The sequence below is a fragment of the Runella zeae DSM 19591 genome (assembly GCF_000423565.1).
In the GTDB taxonomy this organism is placed as follows: Bacteria; Bacteroidota; Bacteroidia; order Cytophagales; family Spirosomataceae; genus Runella; species Runella zeae.
The window spans coordinates 450,692-472,356 of the sequence record NZ_AUIF01000003.1 but is presented as its reverse complement, the minus strand read 5'-3'; the positions used below and the strand labels follow the sequence as shown (position 1 = coordinate 472,356).

Annotated in this window: 14 protein-coding genes; 5 read left to right on the top strand and 9 right to left on the bottom strand. The window is 41.9% G+C overall.

The window, feature by feature from the left end; genetic code table 11:
• Positions 1-117 precede the first annotated feature (117 nt).
• From G563_RS0102015 to G563_RS0102005, 3 genes are all read right to left on the bottom strand, one after another.
• Entirely contained in the window at positions 118-1,329 is a 1,212-nt protein-coding gene (locus G563_RS0102015; RefSeq protein WP_084650731.1) for a nucleotidyltransferase domain-containing protein, read from the bottom strand.
• 3 nt (positions 1,330-1,332) lie between these two features.
• Positions 1,333-2,217 (bottom strand): phosphoenolpyruvate carboxykinase (ATP), encoded by an 885-nt coding sequence (locus G563_RS33495; RefSeq protein WP_051210703.1) that lies wholly within the window; start codon positions 2,215-2,217, stop codon positions 1,333-1,335.
• A gap of 68 nt (positions 2,218-2,285) precedes the next feature.
• On the bottom strand, positions 2,286-2,696 hold the full coding sequence (locus tag G563_RS0102005) for a lasso peptide biosynthesis B2 protein (RefSeq protein WP_028663827.1): 411 nt from the start codon (positions 2,694-2,696) through the stop codon (positions 2,286-2,288).
• 236 nt (positions 2,697-2,932) lie between these two features.
• Between G563_RS0102005 and G563_RS0102000 the strand changes: the two genes are divergently transcribed.
• The 4 genes from G563_RS0102000 (at position 2,933) to G563_RS0101985 (ending at position 8,433) form a co-directional block, all read left to right on the top strand.
• The gene (locus tag G563_RS0102000) at positions 2,933-4,045 is read left to right on the top strand and encodes a lactonase family protein (RefSeq protein WP_028663826.1); all 1,113 of its coding nucleotides are present in this window, start codon (positions 2,933-2,935) and stop codon (positions 4,043-4,045) included.
• Between the two features lie 3 nt (positions 4,046-4,048).
• A complete protein-coding gene (locus G563_RS0101995) occupies positions 4,049-5,308 on the top strand; it encodes a DUF2264 domain-containing protein (RefSeq protein ID WP_028663825.1) in 1,260 nt (419 codons plus the stop codon).
• A gap of 35 nt (positions 5,309-5,343) precedes the next feature.
• Complete coding sequence (locus G563_RS0101990) at positions 5,344-5,976, top strand: carbohydrate-binding family 9-like protein (protein ID WP_229598426.1); 633 nt, start codon at positions 5,344-5,346, stop codon at positions 5,974-5,976.
• A gap of 114 nt (positions 5,977-6,090) precedes the next feature.
• Positions 6,091-8,433, top strand: coding sequence for a glycosyl hydrolase family 28 protein (locus tag G563_RS0101985; protein ID WP_028663823.1), 2,343 nt, complete (start codon positions 6,091-6,093; stop codon positions 8,431-8,433).
• A 150-nt stretch (positions 8,434-8,583) separates the two neighbouring features.
• Here G563_RS0101985 and G563_RS0101980 read toward each other — a convergent pair whose 3' ends face one another.
• The 6 genes from G563_RS0101980 to rnr form a co-directional block, all read right to left on the bottom strand.
• Complete coding sequence (locus G563_RS0101980) at positions 8,584-11,919, bottom strand: RNA-binding domain-containing protein (RefSeq protein ID WP_028663822.1); 3,336 nt, start codon at positions 11,917-11,919, stop codon at positions 8,584-8,586.
• Positions 11,920-12,111: 192 nt separating this feature from the next.
• Positions 12,112-12,852 (bottom strand): SGNH/GDSL hydrolase family protein, encoded by a 741-nt coding sequence (locus G563_RS0101975; protein ID WP_028663821.1) that lies wholly within the window; start codon positions 12,850-12,852, stop codon positions 12,112-12,114.
• A gap of 22 nt (positions 12,853-12,874) precedes the next feature.
• The gene (locus G563_RS0101970; RefSeq protein WP_051210701.1) at positions 12,875-15,340 is read right to left on the bottom strand and encodes a TonB-dependent receptor; all 2,466 of its coding nucleotides are present in this window, start codon (positions 15,338-15,340) and stop codon (positions 12,875-12,877) included.
• Positions 15,341-15,432: 92 nt separating this feature from the next.
• A complete protein-coding gene (locus G563_RS0101965; protein ID WP_028663819.1) occupies positions 15,433-17,886 on the bottom strand; it encodes a TonB-dependent receptor in 2,454 nt (817 codons plus the stop codon).
• A 63-nt stretch (positions 17,887-17,949) separates the two neighbouring features.
• Positions 17,950-18,441, bottom strand: coding sequence for a heme-binding domain-containing protein (locus tag G563_RS0101960; RefSeq protein ID WP_028663818.1), 492 nt, complete (start codon positions 18,439-18,441; stop codon positions 17,950-17,952).
• A gap of 224 nt (positions 18,442-18,665) precedes the next feature.
• Positions 18,666-21,029 carry a ribonuclease R gene (gene rnr, locus G563_RS0101955; RefSeq protein WP_028663817.1) on the bottom strand — a complete coding sequence of 788 codons (2,364 nt, stop codon included), beginning with the start codon at positions 21,027-21,029 and terminating at the stop codon, positions 18,666-18,668.
• 275 nt (positions 21,030-21,304) lie between these two features.
• Between rnr and G563_RS0101950 the strand changes: the two genes are divergently transcribed.
• The gene (locus G563_RS0101950; protein WP_028663816.1) at positions 21,305-21,640 is read left to right on the top strand and encodes an arsenosugar biosynthesis-associated peroxidase-like protein; all 336 of its coding nucleotides are present in this window, start codon (positions 21,305-21,307) and stop codon (positions 21,638-21,640) included.
• The last annotated feature ends 25 nt before the right edge of the window (positions 21,641-21,665 follow it).

The window sequence follows — 21,665 nt, the reverse complement described above, 5'->3', positions numbered from 1 at the left end:
TATAAAATTGCTTGAAGAAACAATTAAAGAACAGTTTAAAAAGGATAGCTACCACAAATGAGAAGTTTTTTAGGAATCATCTCAATTCTCAATGACTCATGTTTGCTTTGTTATTTATCATCTCTTCAGCACTTTCCTCCAAAAAAAAGTAAGGACTTTGCTCAGAAAATTCAGATAGGGCATATGGTCAGGAAAAGTAAAGAGGCGTGGCTCTTCTAGCAAGTTGGGCATGGCATAAAATCGCAGGTAATTTTTAAAGTATTTCAACTTACTAAAACCTTGGTCTTGGTGAGCTAAAAGCAGACGAGTATGTCGCCATTTGGGCGCAAATTGACTTGCAAACTCCTCACTTTTTTCCCAACATTCAATTACATCTTTTTCGTCGACCATTTTGAAGTTGTGTGCCTGTATCAACGGTGTTGGAATTGGGTATTCAAAAAAACGCCGAAGCAGCCCCGTTCCCCACAGCAAAATATGTTTCATTTTGGCTTTTTCGGCAGATATTAGCAAGTGTTCCCAATGAATATGCTGTTGTTTGGTTTTAAAAAACATCAACAAATCACACAGGCTTTTGAGATGTAGCCACGCTTCTCGGCCTCCATGATGTACGAGCATCATCAAAAATATATTTTTGTCAGAAGGTATATCGACGGACACCTGATGGATATAAGCAGATTGGATACCTTCAAAAAGAATCTCATCAGGGAGGCTGTACCAGTAAAAACTCTCTGACAAACGCCAATGAAAATCAATATACAACGTACCATGAACACTTTGTTTTTTTAAAGTGACCTCATGCCATCCATACGTGGCGAGTACAGTATCAATCAACTCTTTGTTCGACAATCCCTCTTTAAGTTTTCCCCGAAACTCAAACTCATAGCCATCTTCCAACAAAACCTCTAAACCTGCTTTTGCATCTTCTCTAGGCAAGTACAAATCAATGTCGCCCACCTCTCGCAAGCCATTGTTTTGGTAGATTTTATGACTCAGGAGGCTTCCTTTGTAGGGTAAAACACGTACTTGTTTTTTTTTCAGTAAATTTAAAAGCCGTGCCGTTTCTTGATCCATGAGCAGATTGTGCATGGAATGTCGCAAGGCGCGATGCTGATATTGCTCCAGATAAGAAACTGGAATGTTGTGAGGGGAGCATTTTTTGAAGGCAGCATAAAGAATAGGCCTAACCTTATGGTAAGCAGCCATTTGAGTGAGTCTCTTCCAATGGACGGACGGATGACTTACCAACTCCTCCAAAACATCAGGTGTGGCATCTAATAAGCTTATTTTACAGGCTTCAATCAATATTTGAAGTTCGGTAGATAAACGCATCGGCTAATGGGTCAAGTCATGAATCCACTTTTGAAGGGCTTTAAAGGTTTTGGGGCGGGCTACTTTTTCTATCGCTACTTTGCTAGCAATAGAGAGAGAATTTTGGAAATGTTTTTTTAGCCAATCGCCTCTTAATAAATAACTTGGTAAAGGAAAATGCTGCGTAAACTCCAGTGGGCTTTCGGTGAGTTTGACCGCCCCTGTTTTGCTTGAATAGGGTCTTTGAAGAATAATCACTTTTTTTAACAGAACAGGCTCCGTAGGAAAAAGGGAGATAGGCTGCTGATACAAAAATTTGTTATGTCCTTCAAAAGCTGGTTGGAGCGATTTTTTGTCAAACCCTAGATTATCGACGCTATTTTCCCAAATCTTAACTTGTGGAAAGCCCGGCAATACACAAGGTTGAGCGGTATCGTTAAACCAAATAGCCGTCAAATCGTCACTCAAAATAGGGTGATTATGTTGGGCAAATGCCGCCAAGGTAGTGGATTTGCCAGCGCCCGGACGCCCCAAAAACACCATTGCTTGGTCCTTTACTTTCACGGCACTTCCATGTAATAAAAAAAGCCCTTTTTGGAGAAGCAGTAACCCGAGGGCTTCACTCAACACAAAAAGTCGAAATACATCATCGTCTTCTCCGAGCCTTTTGTAGCCTAAATGATTGGGAGATAGCACCTGAAAAGTCGCGATGTTTTCCCAGTGCAATACAGGCAATAAATGGTCGTAACCTACTTGTGCTTGTACTCCCTTGCGATACACATTGGCATAGGTTAATTGAGACACTGACAATGACGCCGATGATATATAAAAATCAGGAATCCCATGAACTTCCGGGAGATGCAAGTCAAAATCTGACTCAATGATGTAGCTATAAGCATGAAAAAGCATTAACAATCATTTTATCTATGAGCCTATGGAAAGCTAAATACCTGGCATGAGTTCCATAAAAACCACCACTATTCCCAAATCCAAATAGGAACATATGCAGTTAGAGGAGTATCTCCTATAATAATTTGCTGTTGTTTTTCTACCCAAGCATGGGCACAAAAATCCTCTTGAACTACATTGACTCCAATCTTTAATGTATAGAGACTATCTCCTCGCAGCATATACTTGGTAGCCAATGCTTGCGGAAGACACGATACCGAAAAAGGCAAAGCACCGCTTACTGCTTTTATGCTCCATACTACTTTTGTTACGTATTCATCTGGATAATTGCGAGGTACTGCTACCTGAAAAAAATAATGAAAACACGCTCTAAATCTTTTAAAAGGTAGACACACCAATCCCAATTTGACAAAACATACACAGATTAGTGCCTTGCTCATCAGGTATTTATCGATGAGAGGCAATCTTATGAATTTCACTGTCTTCTTCCTCCACATTTTCATGTAAGGTATCTTGTTAAGATTTGAAGCTGGATAGGCTGTTTTCTAGTTACTTTGGTGATTTTAAAGACTACAATTTTAACTCCAAAGTTTGGACTATCATAAAACATCAAACTACCGTTGAGTTTTAGGGTATAAGCGGCGAATCTATTACTTTAAAAAATAGGTTGCCAGCCAAACCACTTCTATCTTGTTTTCACTAAAATAATCTCCCTATGAAAAGAGCCTGCCTGCTCCTGATTGGCCTTTTATATCTGATGAGCACTACAACACACGGTCAAAGCAACGACCTTTACTTATTTGTGGGTACTTATACTACCAAAACTAGCCAAGGAATTTATGTCTATAAATTCAATACTAACACGGGCGATTTTACCCCAATCAGCGTGGCCACTGGCATCAAAAACCCGTCGTTTTTGGCACTTTCGCCTGATAAGCGCTATTTGTATTCGGTAGCCGAAATGAGCGGAGGCGCCGTCAGTTCTTTTTCGTTCGACCAAAAATCAGGCTATTTGACTATGCTCAATACCCAATCGGCTGGAGGAGATGGGCCTTGTCATGTAGCAGTCGATAAAACGGGCAAATGGGTCATTGTGGGGAATTATCGCGGGGGAAGTTTGAGTATTTTGCCCGTGCAAGTCGATGGGTCGTTGGGCAAAGCCACCCAAACGATTCAGCACGAAGGAAGTAGTGTCAACAAAGAGCGTCAAGAAAAAGCACATGTTCATTCTATCAACATTGCCCCTAACAATGAAGATGTTTTTGTGCCAGATTTGGGAACCGACAAAATCATGACCTATCAGCTCAACACTCAAACAGGGCAGCTTACGCCCGGCACGCCCGCTTTTACGGCGGCTACTCCAGGAGCAGGGCCTCGGCATTTTACGTTTCATCCCAATGGTAAGTTTGCTTATGTCATTCAAGAACTAGACGGTACCGTTACTGGTTTTAATTATAAAAAAGGGCAATTAGCTCCTTTTCAGACGATTTCGACCGTGCCCGACGATTATAAAGGACGTAAGTGGTGCGCCGATATTCATATCTCGCCCGACGGCAAATTTTTGTATGGCTCCAATCGCGCCCACGAGAGTTTGGTGATTTATAGCATCAATCAGAAAAATGGACAACTGACTTATGTAGGTCATCAGGATGTTTTAGGAAAAACTCCTCGTAATTTTATGATTGACCCCACTGGTAAATGGGTACTCGTAGCCAATCAAGATACCGACAATATTGTGATTTTTGGTCGCGACAAAAAAACGGGTAAACTTACCCCCACTGGCAAAGAAATCAAGGTGTCGATGCCCGTATGTTTGATAACTTTATAAATAATGAATCGTCGTCATTTTATTCAAAAAAACGCTTTTTGGAGCTTTGGTACGTTGAGCCTATCGCTACCGCCTGCCCAGCCCAAAGCTGATACTCCCCGACTATATTGGGCCAAATTACTCCATAAAATCGCTTGGCCCGTTCTGAAAAACTTAGGGAATGAGACTTTAGTCAAAAATTGGAAAGTAGAGTACAGCCCCAATTGGGACAATCGAAACCCTCAAGTGGCTTATTTGGAAGCTTATGGGCGTACTATGGTAGGAGTAGCACCTTGGCTGGCGCTCCCCGATGAGGATACCGAAGAAGGCAAACTCCGCAAACAGCTCCGCGAAGCTGCCCTAAAAAGCATCAAAAACAGCGTCAATCCTGCCTCTCCCGACTATATGCTTTGGCGCAAAGAAGGCCAAACGTTGGTAGATGCGGCCTTTTTGGCACAAGCGTTTTTGAAAGCCCCTCACGCCCTCTGGGTCCCTCTCGATGATACAACCAAAAAACGAGTGATTGAGGAGTTTACGTTGCTTCGAAGGGTAGTACCACCCAACAACAATTGGGTGCTCTTTGCGGCTATTGTAGAAGCATTTTTACTCTCGATTGGCGAAAACGCCGACCGCTACCGTATCGAATTTGGAGTACGTAAAATAGAGGAGTGGTACGTGGGTGATGGTTGGTTTAAAGACGGGGAGGTATTTCATACCGATTATTATAACTCCTTTGTGATTCAGCCTATGCTCGTAGATGTGTTGAAAACATGGCTAGATGTCAACAAACGACAATCCCCCAATGGCTCTCATCGAGCATTACAAGAGCGCTATGAGCGGGCCGTGAAACGAATGCAACGTCATGCTGATTTTCTCGAACGACTCATTTCTCCTGAAGGCACATTTCCAGCCTTTGGACGAAGCGTGACTTATCGGTTGGCGGCTTTTCAATCCCTTACTCATGCGGCACTTATTCATCAGCTACCCGAGGGTGTAAGTCCTGCACAAGTACGTTGTGCTCTCACAGCAGTAATGAAAAGGATGTTTTCCCAAGAAGGGATTTTTGACAAAGAAGGCTGGCTCACGCTTGGATTTGCCGGACATCAGCCTACTATTGCAGATTATTATTCCAATGCTGGAAGTATGTATTTGACCACTCTTGGTTTTTTGCCACTTGGGCTGCCCGCCAATGACCCTTTCTGGACGGATGCGGATGCCGAATGGACGCAACAAAAAGCGTGGTCGGGCAAACCTTTCAAAAAAGACGGTGCCGTCAATTATTAAATTTTATGCCATTTCTTCCTCTATTATTTTTAATCATGTCACATACCCTTCCTGAGATTGTTTTGCCCCAAAACCAGTGGATTACTCTTCCCAATAAACACTTTAGTTTTGCTACCAATGGCCGCGAAGCTTCCCAAAATACAGTTATAAAACTCAAAGCGGATGACGAATATTTGCAGGTAGAGTTTGAATGTCAACAGAATCCGTATTGGAAACAAAACACTTATCAACAACACAACACTGAAATGTGGAATCAAGAGGTGTTTGAAGTGTTTATTGCCGAAGGTTCAGAAACCCCCGTTCGCTATCTTGAATTAGAAATCAATCCAAACAACGCCCTCTTTGTGGGTTGGATTGACAATCCTACCAAAGAAGCCCCTCAAAATCTGACTTTTGTTCCCTACGAAAAAGCGGGTATCAAACACGAAGTAAAAGCTTCTGGCGAAACATGGTCAGGTAAGATGCAAATCCCCTGGGCTTTGATTGGGGGCAAAAAAGAGGTGTATCGTCTCAATTTTTTCCGCATTGTTTCTCTTCAATCCCAGTCTGATTCCGATTGGAAATGCACCCCTTCCAACTGCGACTTTACGTGCTGGAGTGCTACGATGAGCGGCGCTACCCCTCGCTTTCACCGCCCCGATGCTTTTGGAGTATTGAGATTAAAATAAGTTTTTGGCAACGTTGCCGACAACGATTGCATAAAAAAATCCAATAAATGAGTTGTTTTGTTATACTTTAAGGACTAATCTCGTACAGATTTGTCGTATCTATAACCCAAACTCATGAAATCACTCCTACGGATTTTGTTTTTGGTGGCAATCACGGCTTTCCGTCCTGCCACCAATCAACTCACCATTTTTCTTTGTGGCGATTCTACCCTTGCCGATAAACTTCCTGCCAATTTTCCCGAAAAAGGCTGGGGGATGGTTTTCCCAAGCTATTTCAACGAAGCCGTTCAGGTTCAAAATCATGCAGTCAATGGGCGTAGTACCAAAAGCTTTATTACGGAAGGCCGTTGGCAAAAAGTAATCTCACAAGTTAAGAAAGGAGACTGGGTTTTGATTCAGTTTGGCCACAATGACCAAAAAGTAGCCGATACGACTCGCTCTGCTCCTGCCCAAACGCTTTATCGCCAAAACCTCATCAAATTTGTCAACGAAACGCGTGCCAAAGGTGGCAATCCCCTTTTGATTACGCCCGTGATGCGTCGTAAGTTTGATGAAAATGGGGTTTTTGTGGATCAACATGGCGACTATCCTCAAGTGGTAAAAGAAGTAGCTCAAGAATTGAAAGTACCGATGATTGACCTACACGCCAAAAGCCAAAAAGCCATCGAAAAGCATGGAGTAGAGGGGTCAAAGCTTCTATTTTTACATTATCCCAAAACCGTTTTTGCAAGGTCACCCGAAGGCATTGAAGACAACACTCATTTCTCAGGCTATGGGGCGGCGGTAATGGCAAGTTTGGTTTTGGAAGGCATTATGGAGCTACCGATTGATTTGAAGAGCTTTGTTAAAAAATCCATTTTTACTAACAAATACGAGTACGAACTTCCCAAATATGCCACCCCGTATTTTCGTAAAGATACCTTCAATATCGCTCGCTATGGGGCCAAAGCCGACGGCATCACCGTCAATACCAAAGCTATCCAACAAACCATAGACGTGTGTCATGCCGCTGGAGGTGGCACCGTAATGATTCCAACGGGTCTGTGGCTTACGGGGCCGATTGTACTCAAAAACAATGTCAATCTGCATATTGCCAAAAACGCACTTTTGCAATTTAGCCGCAACCACGACGACTACCCTATCGTAATCACTACTTGGGAAGGGCAAGAATCTTACCGCTGTCAAGCACCGATTTGGGGAGTAGATTTGACCAATATTGCGATAACGGGTGAAGGTGTACTAGATGGTGGTGGAGAAGTGTGGCGCGCTATCAAACGCGACAAACAAACCAATGCTCAATGGGCCGCGCTCGTCAAATCGGGGGGAGTAGTCAGCGAAAAAGGAGATATGTGGTATCCGTCTGAGCAATCTAAAAAAGGGAATAACACACCCAATGCAGGACGTATTTTGAATGGAGTACATCCAAGTCAGGAAGAACTTGCCTCTTATAAAGATTTTCTCCGTCCCAATATGGTCAGTCTGACTCGTTGCAAAAACGTACTCATTGAGGGTGTTACGTTTCAAAACTCCCCCGCTTGGACCCTGCACCCGCTGCTGTGCGAACAATTGAGCGTTCGCCACGTAAACGTCAAAAATCATTGGTATGCCCAAAACAGCGACGCCATTGACCTCGAATCATGCCGTAATGGAATCTTGGAAGGTTGTACTTTTGATACAGGCGACGACGGCATCACTATCAAGTCGGGGCGTGACGAACAAGGCCGCAAACGAGGCATCCCTACCGAAAATTTCATCATTCGTGACTGTAAAGTCTATCATGCGCACGGCGGCTTTGTGATTGGTTCAGAAATGTCGGGAGGAGTTCGTAATTTGTTTGTCTCCAATTGTACTTTCATGGGCTCAGACGTGGGGCTTCGGTTCAAAACCGCTCGTGGTCGTGGGGGAGTCGTGGAAAATATCTACGTAACCGATGTGAACATGACCGAAATCCCCGGCGAGGCGGTACTTTTCGATATGTATTATGCCGCAAAAGACCCCGTGCCCCTTGAAGGAGAATCCAACGAACTTCCTACCATAAAAGCCGAGCCACTCGGTGAAGGCACGCCACAATTCAAGGATTTTTACATCAAAAATATCGTATGTAAAGGTGCCGAAACGGCGATTTTGGTACGTGGTTTGCCCGAGATGAGTATCAAAAATATCAATATCGAAAATGCAATGATTGAAGCCAACAAAGGGCTCGTATGTGTAGAAGGAGAAAATATTAACCTCAAAAACGTAACGCTACTTACCAAAGATAAAACCGTAATGCAAGTCCAAAACAGCAAAAATGTCACCCTCGATGGTATCAAATATGGTACTGAAAAAGATGTTTTGCTAAAAGTAATGGGCAATCGTTCCGAAAATGTGCGCTTGCTTCATACAGATGCTACCCAAATCAAAAAAGAAGTAGAGCTGGGAGTAGGAGTAAAAAGCAAAACTGTAAGTAAGAAGTAACGCTTAGTGGTGTGTATTGGTAAAACATTCAATACACACTACATTTTTGTTTTCGGACAATACGGATTTAGTCTTTCCTACTTTATTCACTATCTTTTCTAAACGTATCCCAATTTCAAATCAGTAAATTGACAGCGTATATAGATAAATTTATATAAACCATGGCGTTTTTTCTAAGACTTTATGTAATTTAAAATCTCCTCTCCGTTTAATAAATTTTTCAGTTAAATATGCAATATTTAAGGCATACTTAGTAGTAATAGGCTCGCCTGTTAATGCATTGGTTGAAGCCCAATTAAGTTTAGTCAAAGCTAACAAGTGTTTGGCATAAAGTTTTAGGCTGATACTGCCTTCAGTACGAATACTTGCTTCAATCATCTTTGGAGTTCCCAAAGATTTTTTGAAAACATTATATCCCGTTGTTGATAATAGTAGTTTATTAGGCGATAAGCTGATATAGCTTCCTCTGCTCAAGCTTCCGCCAACATTGCTATTATCATAGCCTCTTAATAAATGGGTGTCATTTATCCAAACGAAAGAAAAATGGGCATCAGGTAGTAATTCTTTTGCAGCAGATAAGATAACCTGTTCATCTTCACGTGAAAAACGCGAAGCTGTATGAATATGTATCTTGGCATTTTCAGGCAAATGTCCAAGTTCCTTTAAAGTCTCGGGTACCAGTTTAGCAAAGTACTCCTTTTTCCTTTCAAAGGAAAAGACAGATTCGCCTTTATAGAAACGCCATCGCCCATACTCATCAAAAACGCTTACAAAGCCCATCATTTTTTCACGGTTATTGCCATTTCTTGAAGTAGTATATGCAATGCCCATAAAAAAGTCTGCTTCAGGTAATTTTTCAGACAAAACCCACGGGACTAAACCGCACTTTGCTACAATGTTAAGTGAAAGATTTAAGTCTTTCCAATCGGGGTTTTTTAAGGTAGGAGTATTTACCATTTGGCAAGGTATCCCTCTTTCAAATAAGAATTCCTTGATTCCATAATATGGAGACGTATAGTCATCTAAAGAATAGTTATTTTCTGGCATTGACACTAAAAAGATCCTTGCTAGTGAGCTATCTCCTTCCCAATTTGGATGTTGATGAATAATACGCTTACACTCTGCTTCTATTTCATCATGCCTAGATACGGTATAGATTGTTTCGTAAGTAAATTTTACTCCGAATGTGCGTTCAGAACCTTCGTATTTGTATTTACCTTTCTGTAAGCGATCTATCAATTCAGCCATTTGCTGCCGTTCAGCATTTATACATACAGGAATAATTGTAATATTTCGAGCAGCATTAATATAAGAGCCGAATTTGTTCAAACCCTCTAAAATATTAACACTTCGATGTTTATTAGCAAATGATACTTGTGGTTCTTGTAGATCATGAAAAACACTAAGTTCTGCAATTTTCTCACCCTCAACAAGTATAGTGGGCGCATTTAATAAAAAAGTGGGCTGACGGTCGACAGAGAACTGAAAACCATTGAATTTTAAAGGCATTACTGCTGACAATGAATGTATAGCCTGTAAAGTGAGCCTTGCTCTCTCGATAGACGCATTAGGCAAAGTTAATAAGCTCGCCTCTTTAAGCTTAGTATGTAAGTCAAATGCTACACTATTGTCTTTTAAATTTTGTTCAATCTGGGTAGTTGATAATTGGGGGATAATTTTAGCATTATCAGCTGTTATTTCAGCATCAAAGTCTATTAAATTGACTTTAGATTGTTCTGGTTCTACAGATAGAATAAAGCAATTCTCCCACTTACCTTGATACTTTACAATTCCTTTGTGTCCAACGACAAATTGTTGCAAAGAGTTACTCAACTTACTAATAGGTTGTATATTTTTTAGTTCAGCTTTATAATCAATTGCCAAATAAAAACGTTCACCAAATATTTTTATTTGCAACACAAAAGCTCTAAATATAGAGCATATTCTTTCTGCTGCTGGATTACTCAAAGGAAAAGTTTCTCCACGTTGATGTATTGTTAACCGTCCTTTACTATATCTATCAATATACCAACTTTGTGCCTGTAAATTATCTTTAAGCACACCTAAAATCTCTTTTAATAGTATCCCTTTATCGTAATTATCTGTATTACCTTGAAAATGAATGGCAAATAAATTCAGATACTCGCTTGTACTATGTGAGGGAGTATTGTGATTGAAAAATCGCTTGCTTCGTTCTTCAATATTATTTTGAAATGTAAGTATGGTTTCACCATTTGTTTGATAAGTAGGCATAGGCAAACCAAGCTTTTGCATCTCATTTTGTATACGTTTAGTCCCCTCACTTAAACGTCTTACAAATGGTTTACCATCTTCATCTGGCATTTTACGAAACCATTCTGCTATTTTTTGGTTACGAGCATAGGATTTAATTGTTACTGTCCCTAACTCAAAAGTATGAGGCAAGGTTAATTGATTTTGTAAAATACCCCCAGCATTACGTACTTGAAACGCATCTAAATAGGAAATACATTCGATAGGCGTTTGGAGTGCATAATCTCTATGAACTACTGCATTTACAATTGCTTCACCTATAGCAAAAATAGGATACTCATCTTCATGTTCAAAACTAAAACCATCATTAGAACGATAGGTATATCTTCTAAACCAATTAGAATCTTTTACCCAATCTCTGATTTTACGAATCATTGTAGGCAAAGCACCCTTGAATTCATTTTCTCCAACGGTTTCACCCGGATTAGGTTTATCTTTTATTTTGGTTTCGTACTTTAAAAAGCGAATATAGGCACTTGGAAACAGCCTCTGTGGATTACTGCAAAAAAATAAAAAACCTGCCTTTGTAAACCACCAATCTCCTTGATGTTTTATTATTGCACCTGCATTCTCTAAAACATCCACTATACTATATGCATTGGCGGTTTCACTATCTTCTAGCCAAGCCCCTTTAAATTCATCAAACAAAGCCATATCCACTAACCGTTCTTCATATAAAGTACAAGGCTGCATTTCCCATAAACCTGGGTTCTTTCTATTCCGAAAATATTCCCAATCTTCTTGTTTAAATGGTTCATTCTGCAGACCATTGCGTTTCCAAGCTTGGTTTGGGAATGAAGTAGTGTAACAAATATTTCTGGATTCATAAGGCACAAACATCAAATAAATGCGATGATCTTCAATAACAAGTGGTTTCGATTGATAACTTTGATTCTTTAGTGTTTGATTAGGCAAAGCTAACAAACCATTTAATTGCTCTTCTGTCAGATGTTCTGTTCCAGTTACTGCTTGATCTTTGTCCCTTATACCCAATATAATAATGCCCCCATCAGTATTTGAATTTGCAAATGCTGATATACACTCTATTATACCCTTTTTGACTTTATCTTGATTATAAGGTTTAGGAATTTCTTTCCAGTCATAATGCTGCCCATGCAACCGCTCCAAATCAGGACTTACGAGAAAATCTATGTATTGTTCAGGATTATTAAATACATCAATAGGACTGGGCATATCTAAACGATTTGAAAGTGTAAGGTGTGGACGTATGAGTAAAAATAACTTTGAGTTCAACAATTTTTTTCACTTTTGTGTCTTACCCCAACACTTGATATTGTATATAAGCTACTCTATTTAATAAGTAAAATTAGCAAAAGCAAACTTAACCAACAAAATGTTATATATCCCCTCTCTCCCCTCATTTGGCTAATATTTCTTCAAAAACCGCAGCCGTTTCCTTACTTGCTTTAGCCATTCACGAGCCATCAGTTCGTGGGCAAAAACAGTAGGATGAATCCCGTCCCAAATCCAATATTCGGCGGGAGTTTGATGCATTGCTTTGTCTAATACAGCAGGATAATCCACCACTACTGCATCAAACTCCCCCGCTAACTTTCGCACTACTTCTTGGCGTGCTTGGGTAAGGTCACGCCATTGTTCCCAATTTTGGGCGCGCTTCCCTACTGCATATACAAACGGAATGCCCAATACAAACAAAATCTCGGAATTAGCTCGGCGGCAATCCTCAAGCAAAGTACGATAAATACCCTCAAATTTCTCTAAGGATGTAGCTTCGGGGGCATTATTGATAATCGCATTGACATCATTGATACCAATCAACACACTCAACACATCGGGCTTCAGAGCGAGGGTGTCACTTTCCCAACGTTTCTGCAAATCTGTGATTTTGTTACCACTAATACCCCGATTGTAAAACGTAAAACCTTTGTCTGGAAAATCAGCCCCTATCCTACTCGCCACCGAATACGCATAGCCGTGTCCCATGATGTGATTAGGGTCAAGGTTGCGACCGCGATTTCCGTCGGTGATAGAATCCCCCTGAAACAAAAACACCAAGGGCTTTTGGGGTACTAAGGCTTGAGATTCGTTGACTAAACCAAAACCCGTAGCCATTCCTACCGATTGGATAAATTTACGTCGCTGCATATATTTTTAGAGACAAAAAAAACTACATTTCTCCGTCATCGTCACCATCTTTTTTCTTACCTGATAGTTTTGTCTGACGAAGTCGATAGCTGAGAGTCAAATTGATTTGGCGCAAACGTCCTTGAAAATTCCCTTCCGTGTAGAAATTAGCGCCTGTAGTGGTAGAACGAAACTTCCTCGAATTGAATACATCGGTCACATTGAGCGTAATGGTACCGTTGTTTTTAAAAATATCACGACTAATCGCCAAATCTAAAGTTGCAATCTCTCGTCGCGTTCCTTGGGTCGTTTGCTGCGGGGCTTCATAGTTGCCCCTTACTTGCACATCCGTTGATTTCAAAATAGTGATTCGAGATGTCAAACGTGCAAACCACGTATAGGTATCACTTTTATAGCGGGCGTCGAGATTGCTCCCATCTGTGATAGCCCGATAAAAGTTAAAATTGCCATCGATTTTCCACCAATCAAATGGGTTATAAGAACTTGTCAACTCTAACCCGTAGGCATTTTCGGTCGCGAGGTTTTCGGGGCGAGTGATGGAATTGCCCTGCGCATCTACGCGTCGGATACGCTCCACTTCGCCCGTAGTGTAGCGATAATACAGCGACGATGTAAACGAGCCTTTTTCTACGTATTTGATATGCCCAATCTCAAAGGCATCCGTAAATTCGGGATTGAGGTCGGGATTGCCACTGTAAAAATTTCGGCTATCACTAAAAGTCATAAAAGGGCTAAGGTCGTTGTAACGAGGCCGACGCGTACGGCGGCTATAACTCACTTGCAAGGCATTTTGCTTAGGCAGCTCATAAGTAAAGTGAGCACTCGGAAAAAGATTAAAATAATTTCGGGGATTGACTTCGTTGGTTTGTTTGAGGGTGGTTTTCACGTCTGTCAATTCTCCTCTCAGCCCAAGCTGGTAAGAAAACTTATTGACTTTATTGCCCAAAATACCATAAAGTGCGTGGATGTTTTCTTCATACACAAAGTTGTTGGTCAACCCTGGCAAAGGCACATATACGCCTTGCTCGTTTTGTTCTCGTACCCAATAGTCGTTGGTCATAGTCCGCAAACTGCTCCGCAGTCCTACTTCAAACTTCCCGTCTTTTCGGAAAGGATGTACATAATCTATCTGAAAGAGCCACTGTTTTTCGGTTTCGTCGTTGACCGACCGCTGCAAGATATTCCTCGAAATACGCGTAATTTCGTCAGGCAAAAAGGTATTTTGGGTAAAGATTTGGTCGGAATTTTCCCAGTTGTTCAAAAACCGAACATCAGCGGTAAGTTCGTGGCCTTCTCGTGCAAATGTTTTTTTATAATTGAGCGAATACTCCGAGTTAGGTTCTGTCTCCGTTTCGTCTTGGGTACGTTTGGTTATACTTTGTTGATTGTTCAGATTGGATACATAGTCCCGATAATTGATAGTAGTATAGCGTTTGCCTTTACTTGTGCGCCAAGTGTACGATGCCGTTAGAATATTTTTAGGGTTGAAGAAATAATCAAATCCAGCCCGGGCACTGTTGTTCATTCCTTGGATTTTATTATCAGAATTTTGTCGAGTCAAAAAAGTAGAATCATTCCGATACACTTCTTGGTACTGAGAGCCACGCCCCGGTGTATCGCGGTAGGAAAGTGTATAATTAACGAAGAAATTGAGGTTTTTCCGACGATAATTCACATTAGCAGCTAATCCATAATTGGTAGGATGCCCCAAAATCACATCAAAAGACCCATTCAATCCTTGCTGACGGTCTTTTTTGAGAATAATATTAATAATGCCTCCCATGCCTTCGGCCTCGTATCTTGCTGAGGGATTGGTAATAACCTCAATGCGCTCAATCATACTTCCCTGCAATTGCTGCAAGCCAGCCCCGCCTTTAAAACTCACCAAACCCGACGGCCTTCCATCAATCAAAATCCGAACGCTGCCACTTCCTCGCAAACTTACATTGCCTTCCACATCTACTGCTACAGAGGGCACATTGGTCAGGATGTCGATAGCTGTTCCGCCCGAATTGGCCAAATCTTTCCCTACGTTGAAGACCTTTTTGTCGAGGGTAAGTTCCATAGAGCTTTTTTCGGCTCTGATTTCTACTTCATCAAGCACATTGGCCGAGGGAGTCATTTTTATCACACCCAAGTCGAGAGGAGAATTGTCTTTGGTAAGTTGGATGCGGGCTATTTTAAAAGATTTATACCCCATAAATTCCAATATCCCCGAATAGCCCCCCGCCGCCGCATCTACGCTAAACATACCTGCTTCGTCGGTAATAGCGCCCGTTACAAAAACACTATCTGTTTTGGTAAACAAGCGAATACTTGCATAGCTCAAAGGGACATTGGTCTGGGCATCAATTGCCTTGCCAGTAATTTTTAATTTACCCGTATTTTGGGCGAATCCTTTTCCAAAAAAACTTACTCCTATAATGATAACACTGAGGAAAATTTTTGAAGAAAATGGTTTGAAAAAGGTGTAGATAGAAATATTCATTGGATGTAGCAAATAAGATAACACAACCCGTCTATTAGAAAACCTTATTTTAAAAAGGCACGGGAGCTTCCTATTTACTAAAAAAATAAGCGCTATCCTTCTTCACCACTAATCAAACTCTTTTGTTTTTTGGCGCCAGCCGCTTGGTTGAGACGATACATGACGGTCAAGTTGATTTGGCGAGCGCGCATCCCCATCGTGGCATCGGTATAGAAGTTAAGCCCTTCCGTCACTGTCCTCATATAACGTGAGTTGAATAAATCTATCACGTTGAAAGTGAGGGTTCCTTTGCCTTTCAAAATTTCTTTACTAAATGCTAAATCCACAAAGGTACGCGACTTGCGGCGGCCCTGCGGGAGCTGCTGAGGTGCTTCGTAATTGGCGCGAATTTGTAAGTCTGTACCTTGGGCAAGATTAAAACGCGACGTTTGACGGGCAAACCAGCTATAAGTATCGGCTTTGAAAGTATTATCAAGATTTTGACCATCGGTAATGGCCCTGAAGAAATTAAAGTTAAAATCAAGTTTCCACCACTTAACAGGCGTGTAAGTACTCGTAAATTCTGCTCCAAAGGCATCTTCGGTAGCCAAGTTTTCGGGACGAGTATTGGAAAAACCTTGCGCGTCTACCCGCCTGATACGTAGCACTTTGCCGTTGGTATGACGATAATACAATGACGACGTAAACGAGCCCTTTTCAAAGTACTTGATGTGTCCTAAATCAAAAGAATTCGTAAATTCTGGGTTAAGGTCGGGATTGCCAGAGAAGAAATTTCGCTGATCCGAAAAAGTCACATAAGGACTCAAATCATTGTAAGTAGGTCGTCGTACCCGACGACTGTAGCTCAATTGAAAAGCGTTTTCTTGGTTGATATTGTACGTAAAATGCGCACTCGGAAAAAGATTGGTATATTGGCGCGGATTGGATTGGTTTGTCTCTTGGAGGATGGTTTTGACGTCGGTCATTTCGGCTCTCAAACCAGCTTGATAGCTAAACTTCTTGGTTTTGTTGCCGATGATACCATACACTCCGTGGATGTTTTCTTTGTAAATAAAATAATTGTCTAAGCCAGGTAAAGGCTCAAACACTCCTTGTTCGTTGCGTTGGGTCACGATATAGTCATTGACCATATCCCTAAAACTACTTCTTAGACCTGTTTCAAACTTACCTTCCTTCCCAATCGGCTGCACATAATCCAGCTGTGCAATCAACTGATTTTCGTATTCATCGTTCAACGATTTTTGAAGTAAATCCCCTTTTTTATTAGGGCTTCCATTGGCAAAAACACTACTTTGCGTAAAGGTCTGATCAGAGCGCTCCCAATAAGTCAAGTAGCGTACATCAGCAATGAGTTCCTGTCCCTTTTTGTTGTAAGTCTTTTTGTAAGTGATGGCATATTCCGAATAAGGCTCGGCTTCTGTCTCGCGCTGTTGACGGTCGGTAATTGTGTTTAAGTTTGAGAGTGTATTGATATAATCTTTGTATTGATTGTTGGTAATACGAAGTACATCTGTGCGGCGAAACTGATAAGAAGCAGTCAGGATATTTTTGTCGTTGAAAAAATAATCTAGCCCCCCACGGATAGTATTGGCTACGGTTCTTACTTCCCCATTGTTGGTTTGTTGCAAAATCGCCGTAGTATCTTTTCCATATACTTCCTGATAAAGCCTCCCTGCACTGATAGGAATCCGATACGCAATACCATAATTGAGGAAAAAATTGAGCTTGTTTTTGCGATAATTCACATTGGCCGCTACCCCAAAGTTGGGTCGAAAGCCCGTTACCACTTCAAACGAGCCATTAAAACCCTGCTTTCTTTCTTTTTTTAGGACAATATTGATAATCCCCGACATTCCTTCTGCCTCATAGCGAGCCGAGGGGTTAGTAATGATTTCGACGCGTTCGATTTGATTTCCCTGCAATTGCTGCAAACCTGCTCCGCCTTTGAAACTCACCAAACCCGATGGCTTTCCATCAATCAAAATCCGAACGCCATCGCTGCCTCTTAGCTTTACGTTGCCTTCAGTATCGACCGACACCGACGGTACATTGCTCAAAATATCGATGGCAGTTCCTCCAGCATTTGCCAAATCTTTCCCCACATTAAAGATTCTTTTGTCGAGAGATAGCTCCATTGAGCTTTTTTCGGCTTGCACTACTACCTCATCCAAAGTACGCGACGATGTCTCGATTTTGAGCACGCCCAAATCTTGGACAGATTGCTCTTTGGAGACCTCAAACATCGAACTTTTCAAAGATTTATAACCAATAAACTCCACCACTGTATAATATTTCCCATAAGGCACTTCTACCAAAAATTGGCCTTTATCGTCAGAAATAGCCCCCGACACCAGCGAACTATCGGCGGTTTTGTGTACCCGAATCGTAGCATAGCCAAGCGGTGCGCTTGTTTGGGTATCTATTATTTTACCTTTAATGGTGGCTTTTTTGGTATTTTGAGCTTCTAGTTGAAGACTACCGACCAAAAGAAGAGTCAAAAATCCGAGCGATTGGAGAATTGAAAAGAGCGGTGTAATGGTTTTCATAATTTCTATAAAGAAATAGATAAGCGAGATGTACTCACGCAATTAAGGAAAAATGAGTACCTGCTACTTCCGGCGCATCACCAAGCTATCGGCAGGATATTGAGCTTTCAGCGAGTCCATGTTGGCTTGAGCCCAATTGATAAGGCTTTGCTTTTGTTGGTCGGTAAGATTAGCCCCCGCATGAAGACCCAAATAAGTATAAGAAGCCAAAGGCATTTCTCCTTCTTTGACCATTTCGATGGTTTCTTCAAACTTATGGTTTTGATAAGCCACTGAACGTGAAGTAAAGTTGGAAAAATTGAGATGACGCTTACCGTCAGTTACGTGATGGTCCAAAAACCACGCTACGGGCTGTATGTTAGCATACCAAGGGTACTCCGTTTTGTTGCTGTGGCAGTCGTTGCAGGCCACCGCTAAAATCTGCTTGACATCTTCTGGAACGGCATACTTGGTCGAAACATCATAAGTACGGTCGTCGGAAAGGTTTCTTTCTGGACGAACAAATTGTATGGCTACCAATACAATGCCTAAGCCTATTAAGATTTTTTTCAACATGATTTTGGAAGGAATCTAGGTGCAAAAAAGTTTTTTTCTTCAACAAAGATACTTTTCTTAAATACCCCAAAAAATGATTTTGATTCATAATCGGCGCAGGTGGCTTTTTCACCGACAGCCTCCTAAAAAAGACTGATGGTCAACGATTTTATATTAAAACAAAAACACCTGACCTAGCCTTTTTGATAGACTTTGTCAGGTGCTTTGTGGCGCAAACAAAAAAACTATTTTCGTTTGCGTTCGGTGCTGCGTTTGCTAGCTGTTTTTCGTTGAAAAGTGCGTTCTTTTTTACCCGATGAGGCCGAACGCACAGGCGTAGCATCAGCCAAAATCAAGTCCATACTTCGGCGCGAGATATTGGTTTCTTTGACTTTCACTTTCACAGCATCCCCAAACGTATAGAATCGCTTCGAGCGTTGCCCCACAAGTCGATAATTTTCTTTGTCTAACTCATAATAGTCGTCGGTGAGGTCGTTCATCCGAATGAGTCCTTCGGAGGCTGTTTCGGTGATTTCTACAAAAATCCCAAATTCCGTTACCCCCGTAATGATACCATCCCAGATGCGGTTTGGCTCCATAGAAGCCATAAACTCTACTTGTTTGTATTTGATACTAGCTCGCTCGGCGTTGGCCGCAAGCTGCTCCCGTGCCGACGAATGCTTACAAGCGGGTTCATATTCTGCCCGTTCGGGCGAGGGCTTTTGATCTAAATAATGCTGCAAAAGGCGATGTGCCATCATATCGGGGTACCGCCGAATGGGCGACGTAAAATGCGAATATCGACGAAACGCCAATCCAAAATGCCCCACATCTTCGGTACTATATCGCGCCTTGGCCATGGTCCGAATCGCCAATTGCTCCAAAGCGTTTTGTTCGGGTTTGCCTTCCAAATCAGCCATGAGTTGATTGAGCGATTGGGCGGCAAGTTTTTCGTTTTCTACCTTTAGTTTATACCCTAATCTTCCCGCAAAAGCGGCAAACACCCGAAGTTTTTCCATATCAGGTTCTTCATGGATACGATAAATCATGGTGTTGGGCGCGGCTTTGTCTTTCGATTGACGATAGATAAACTCTGGCACCCGCTTATTGGCCAACAACATAAACTCTTCGATGAGCTTGTGAGCATCTTTCCGCACTTTGGTATAAATCCCCAAAGGTTTGCCGTTTTCATCTAATTTGAATTTAACCTCGGTGGTTTCAAAATTGATAGCACCTTTGGCAAAACGAGCATCGCGAAGCTTATGAGCCAAGGCATTGAGCATGGTCAAAGCAGGCATATATCCCAACGCTTCTTCGCTCGGCTCTGTAAGCGGCGGGGCCGTATCGGCTGCTTCACCTTCGGGGCGAGCCGCCCATTCGAGTACTTCTTGTGCTTCTTCGTACGTAAATCGCTTATCGGAGTGAATCACTGTACGGCCAAACCACTCATTTACGATTTTTGCCTCGGCATTCATTTCTAACACCACCGAAAACGTAAGTTTATCTTCGTGAGGGCGGAGTGAGCATAAATTGTTAGAAAGCTTTTCAGGCAGCATCGGAATCGTTCTATCTACCAAATACACCGACGTAGCCCGTGCATAAGCCTCACGTTCTAAGGCAGTATCGGGGCGCACATAGTGCGTCACATCGGCAATGTGAACGCCAATTTCATAGTTGCCATTTTCGAGAAGCTGCACCGAAAGTGCATCATCAAAATCTTTGGCATCAGCGGGGTCTATGGTAAAAGTAAGAACTTCGCGCATATCTCTCCGACGAGCAATCTCGTCGGCGGTGATGACTTCCGAAATCGCTTCCGACTCCGCATTGACTTCTTCTGGGAAATGATATGGCAGCCCAAACTCCGCCAAAATGGCGTGCATTTCGGTTTCGTGGGTACCTGCTTTTCCGAGTACTTCTAGTACCTCGCCTTCCATTCGGCGCGAGCGCGTGGGATATTGCGTAATTCGGAGCAATACCTTATCGCCATCTTGGGCATTTTTAAGTTTTGCCTCTGGGATGTACACATCTTCATAGATACGGCGATTGTCGACGGTTACGATGCCGTATTTGGGCCAAAGCTCCACTTCTCCCACAAACTCCGTACGACCACGCTCGATGATTTCTTCTACCCGTCCTTCCCTGCGGCGGCCACTCCGATAATCGCTAAATAGCGTAATCCGTACCGTATCGCCATCGATAGCACCCCGTAAGTCGTCGGTATCTACCCATACATCCGTATTTTCGGACAAGGGTGTTTTCTCGGACGGGGGAGTATCTAAGACGACAAAAGCGTAATTTTTGTTGACATGCTCTACTTTTCCAATCAATACATTGGCGCTTACATTGGTAGCATAAAGTCCCTCTTCGGTACGTTTTACACGGCCTTCTTCAATAAGCTCCTCTAACAATCCATTGAAAATCAGGCGCAATTTATGGTCATCAGCATCAAAATGAGTGTGAAGTTGATGAAGTTCGAAGGGTTGTTCGTTATTGATTTCAAAAAAAGTAGCAATTTCTGATTTGAATTCATCCAAAAAAGAAACAATCTGTTTTTGGGAGCGGGTCTTTTTCGTTTTTTTAGGCCCGCGCGTATTTTGTTTTTTCTTCATAAATGCTGGCGACCCCAAGCCGCCACTACGGTTAATCACTAATGTATTTACTAAAGAGCACTTCTAAAGTGTTTCTTAGTAATATACGAATTTATTTCTTAAATAAACCAATTTTTTCAAAAAATCATTGCAACTAAGGGTTTTCGGAGTTTCTACATTCGCGCTTAAGATAGTCTAAATGCAAAAATTATAGTAAGCTTTTTCCGAACAATATCCTGATTTATGTCGTATATATGCAATAGATTCTATTCATTCACTTTTAGTCACCTCACATTATGCAATCCTACTATAACCCCGAAGACCTCAAAAAATTTGGAAGCATTGGCTCGTTTGGCGCTAAAGATTTGGCCAATGACTTTTTTAAATACTACGGAGACGTGTTTGCAGAAGGTGCCCTTACCTCGCGCGAAAAATCGCTGATTGCGCTTGCAGTAGCTCATGTGCTCAAATGCCCCTATTGTATTGATGCTTACACTACCGACACCCTCGAAAAAGGCTGCTCCGAAGATGAAATGATGGAAGCCGTGCACGTAGGAGCCGTTATGGCCGCAGGTATCACTCTGGTACACAGTACTCAAATGATTAATAAAGCCAAAGAGCTTACCATGTAAAGGCGTCTGGTTTTTCGACTTTTTT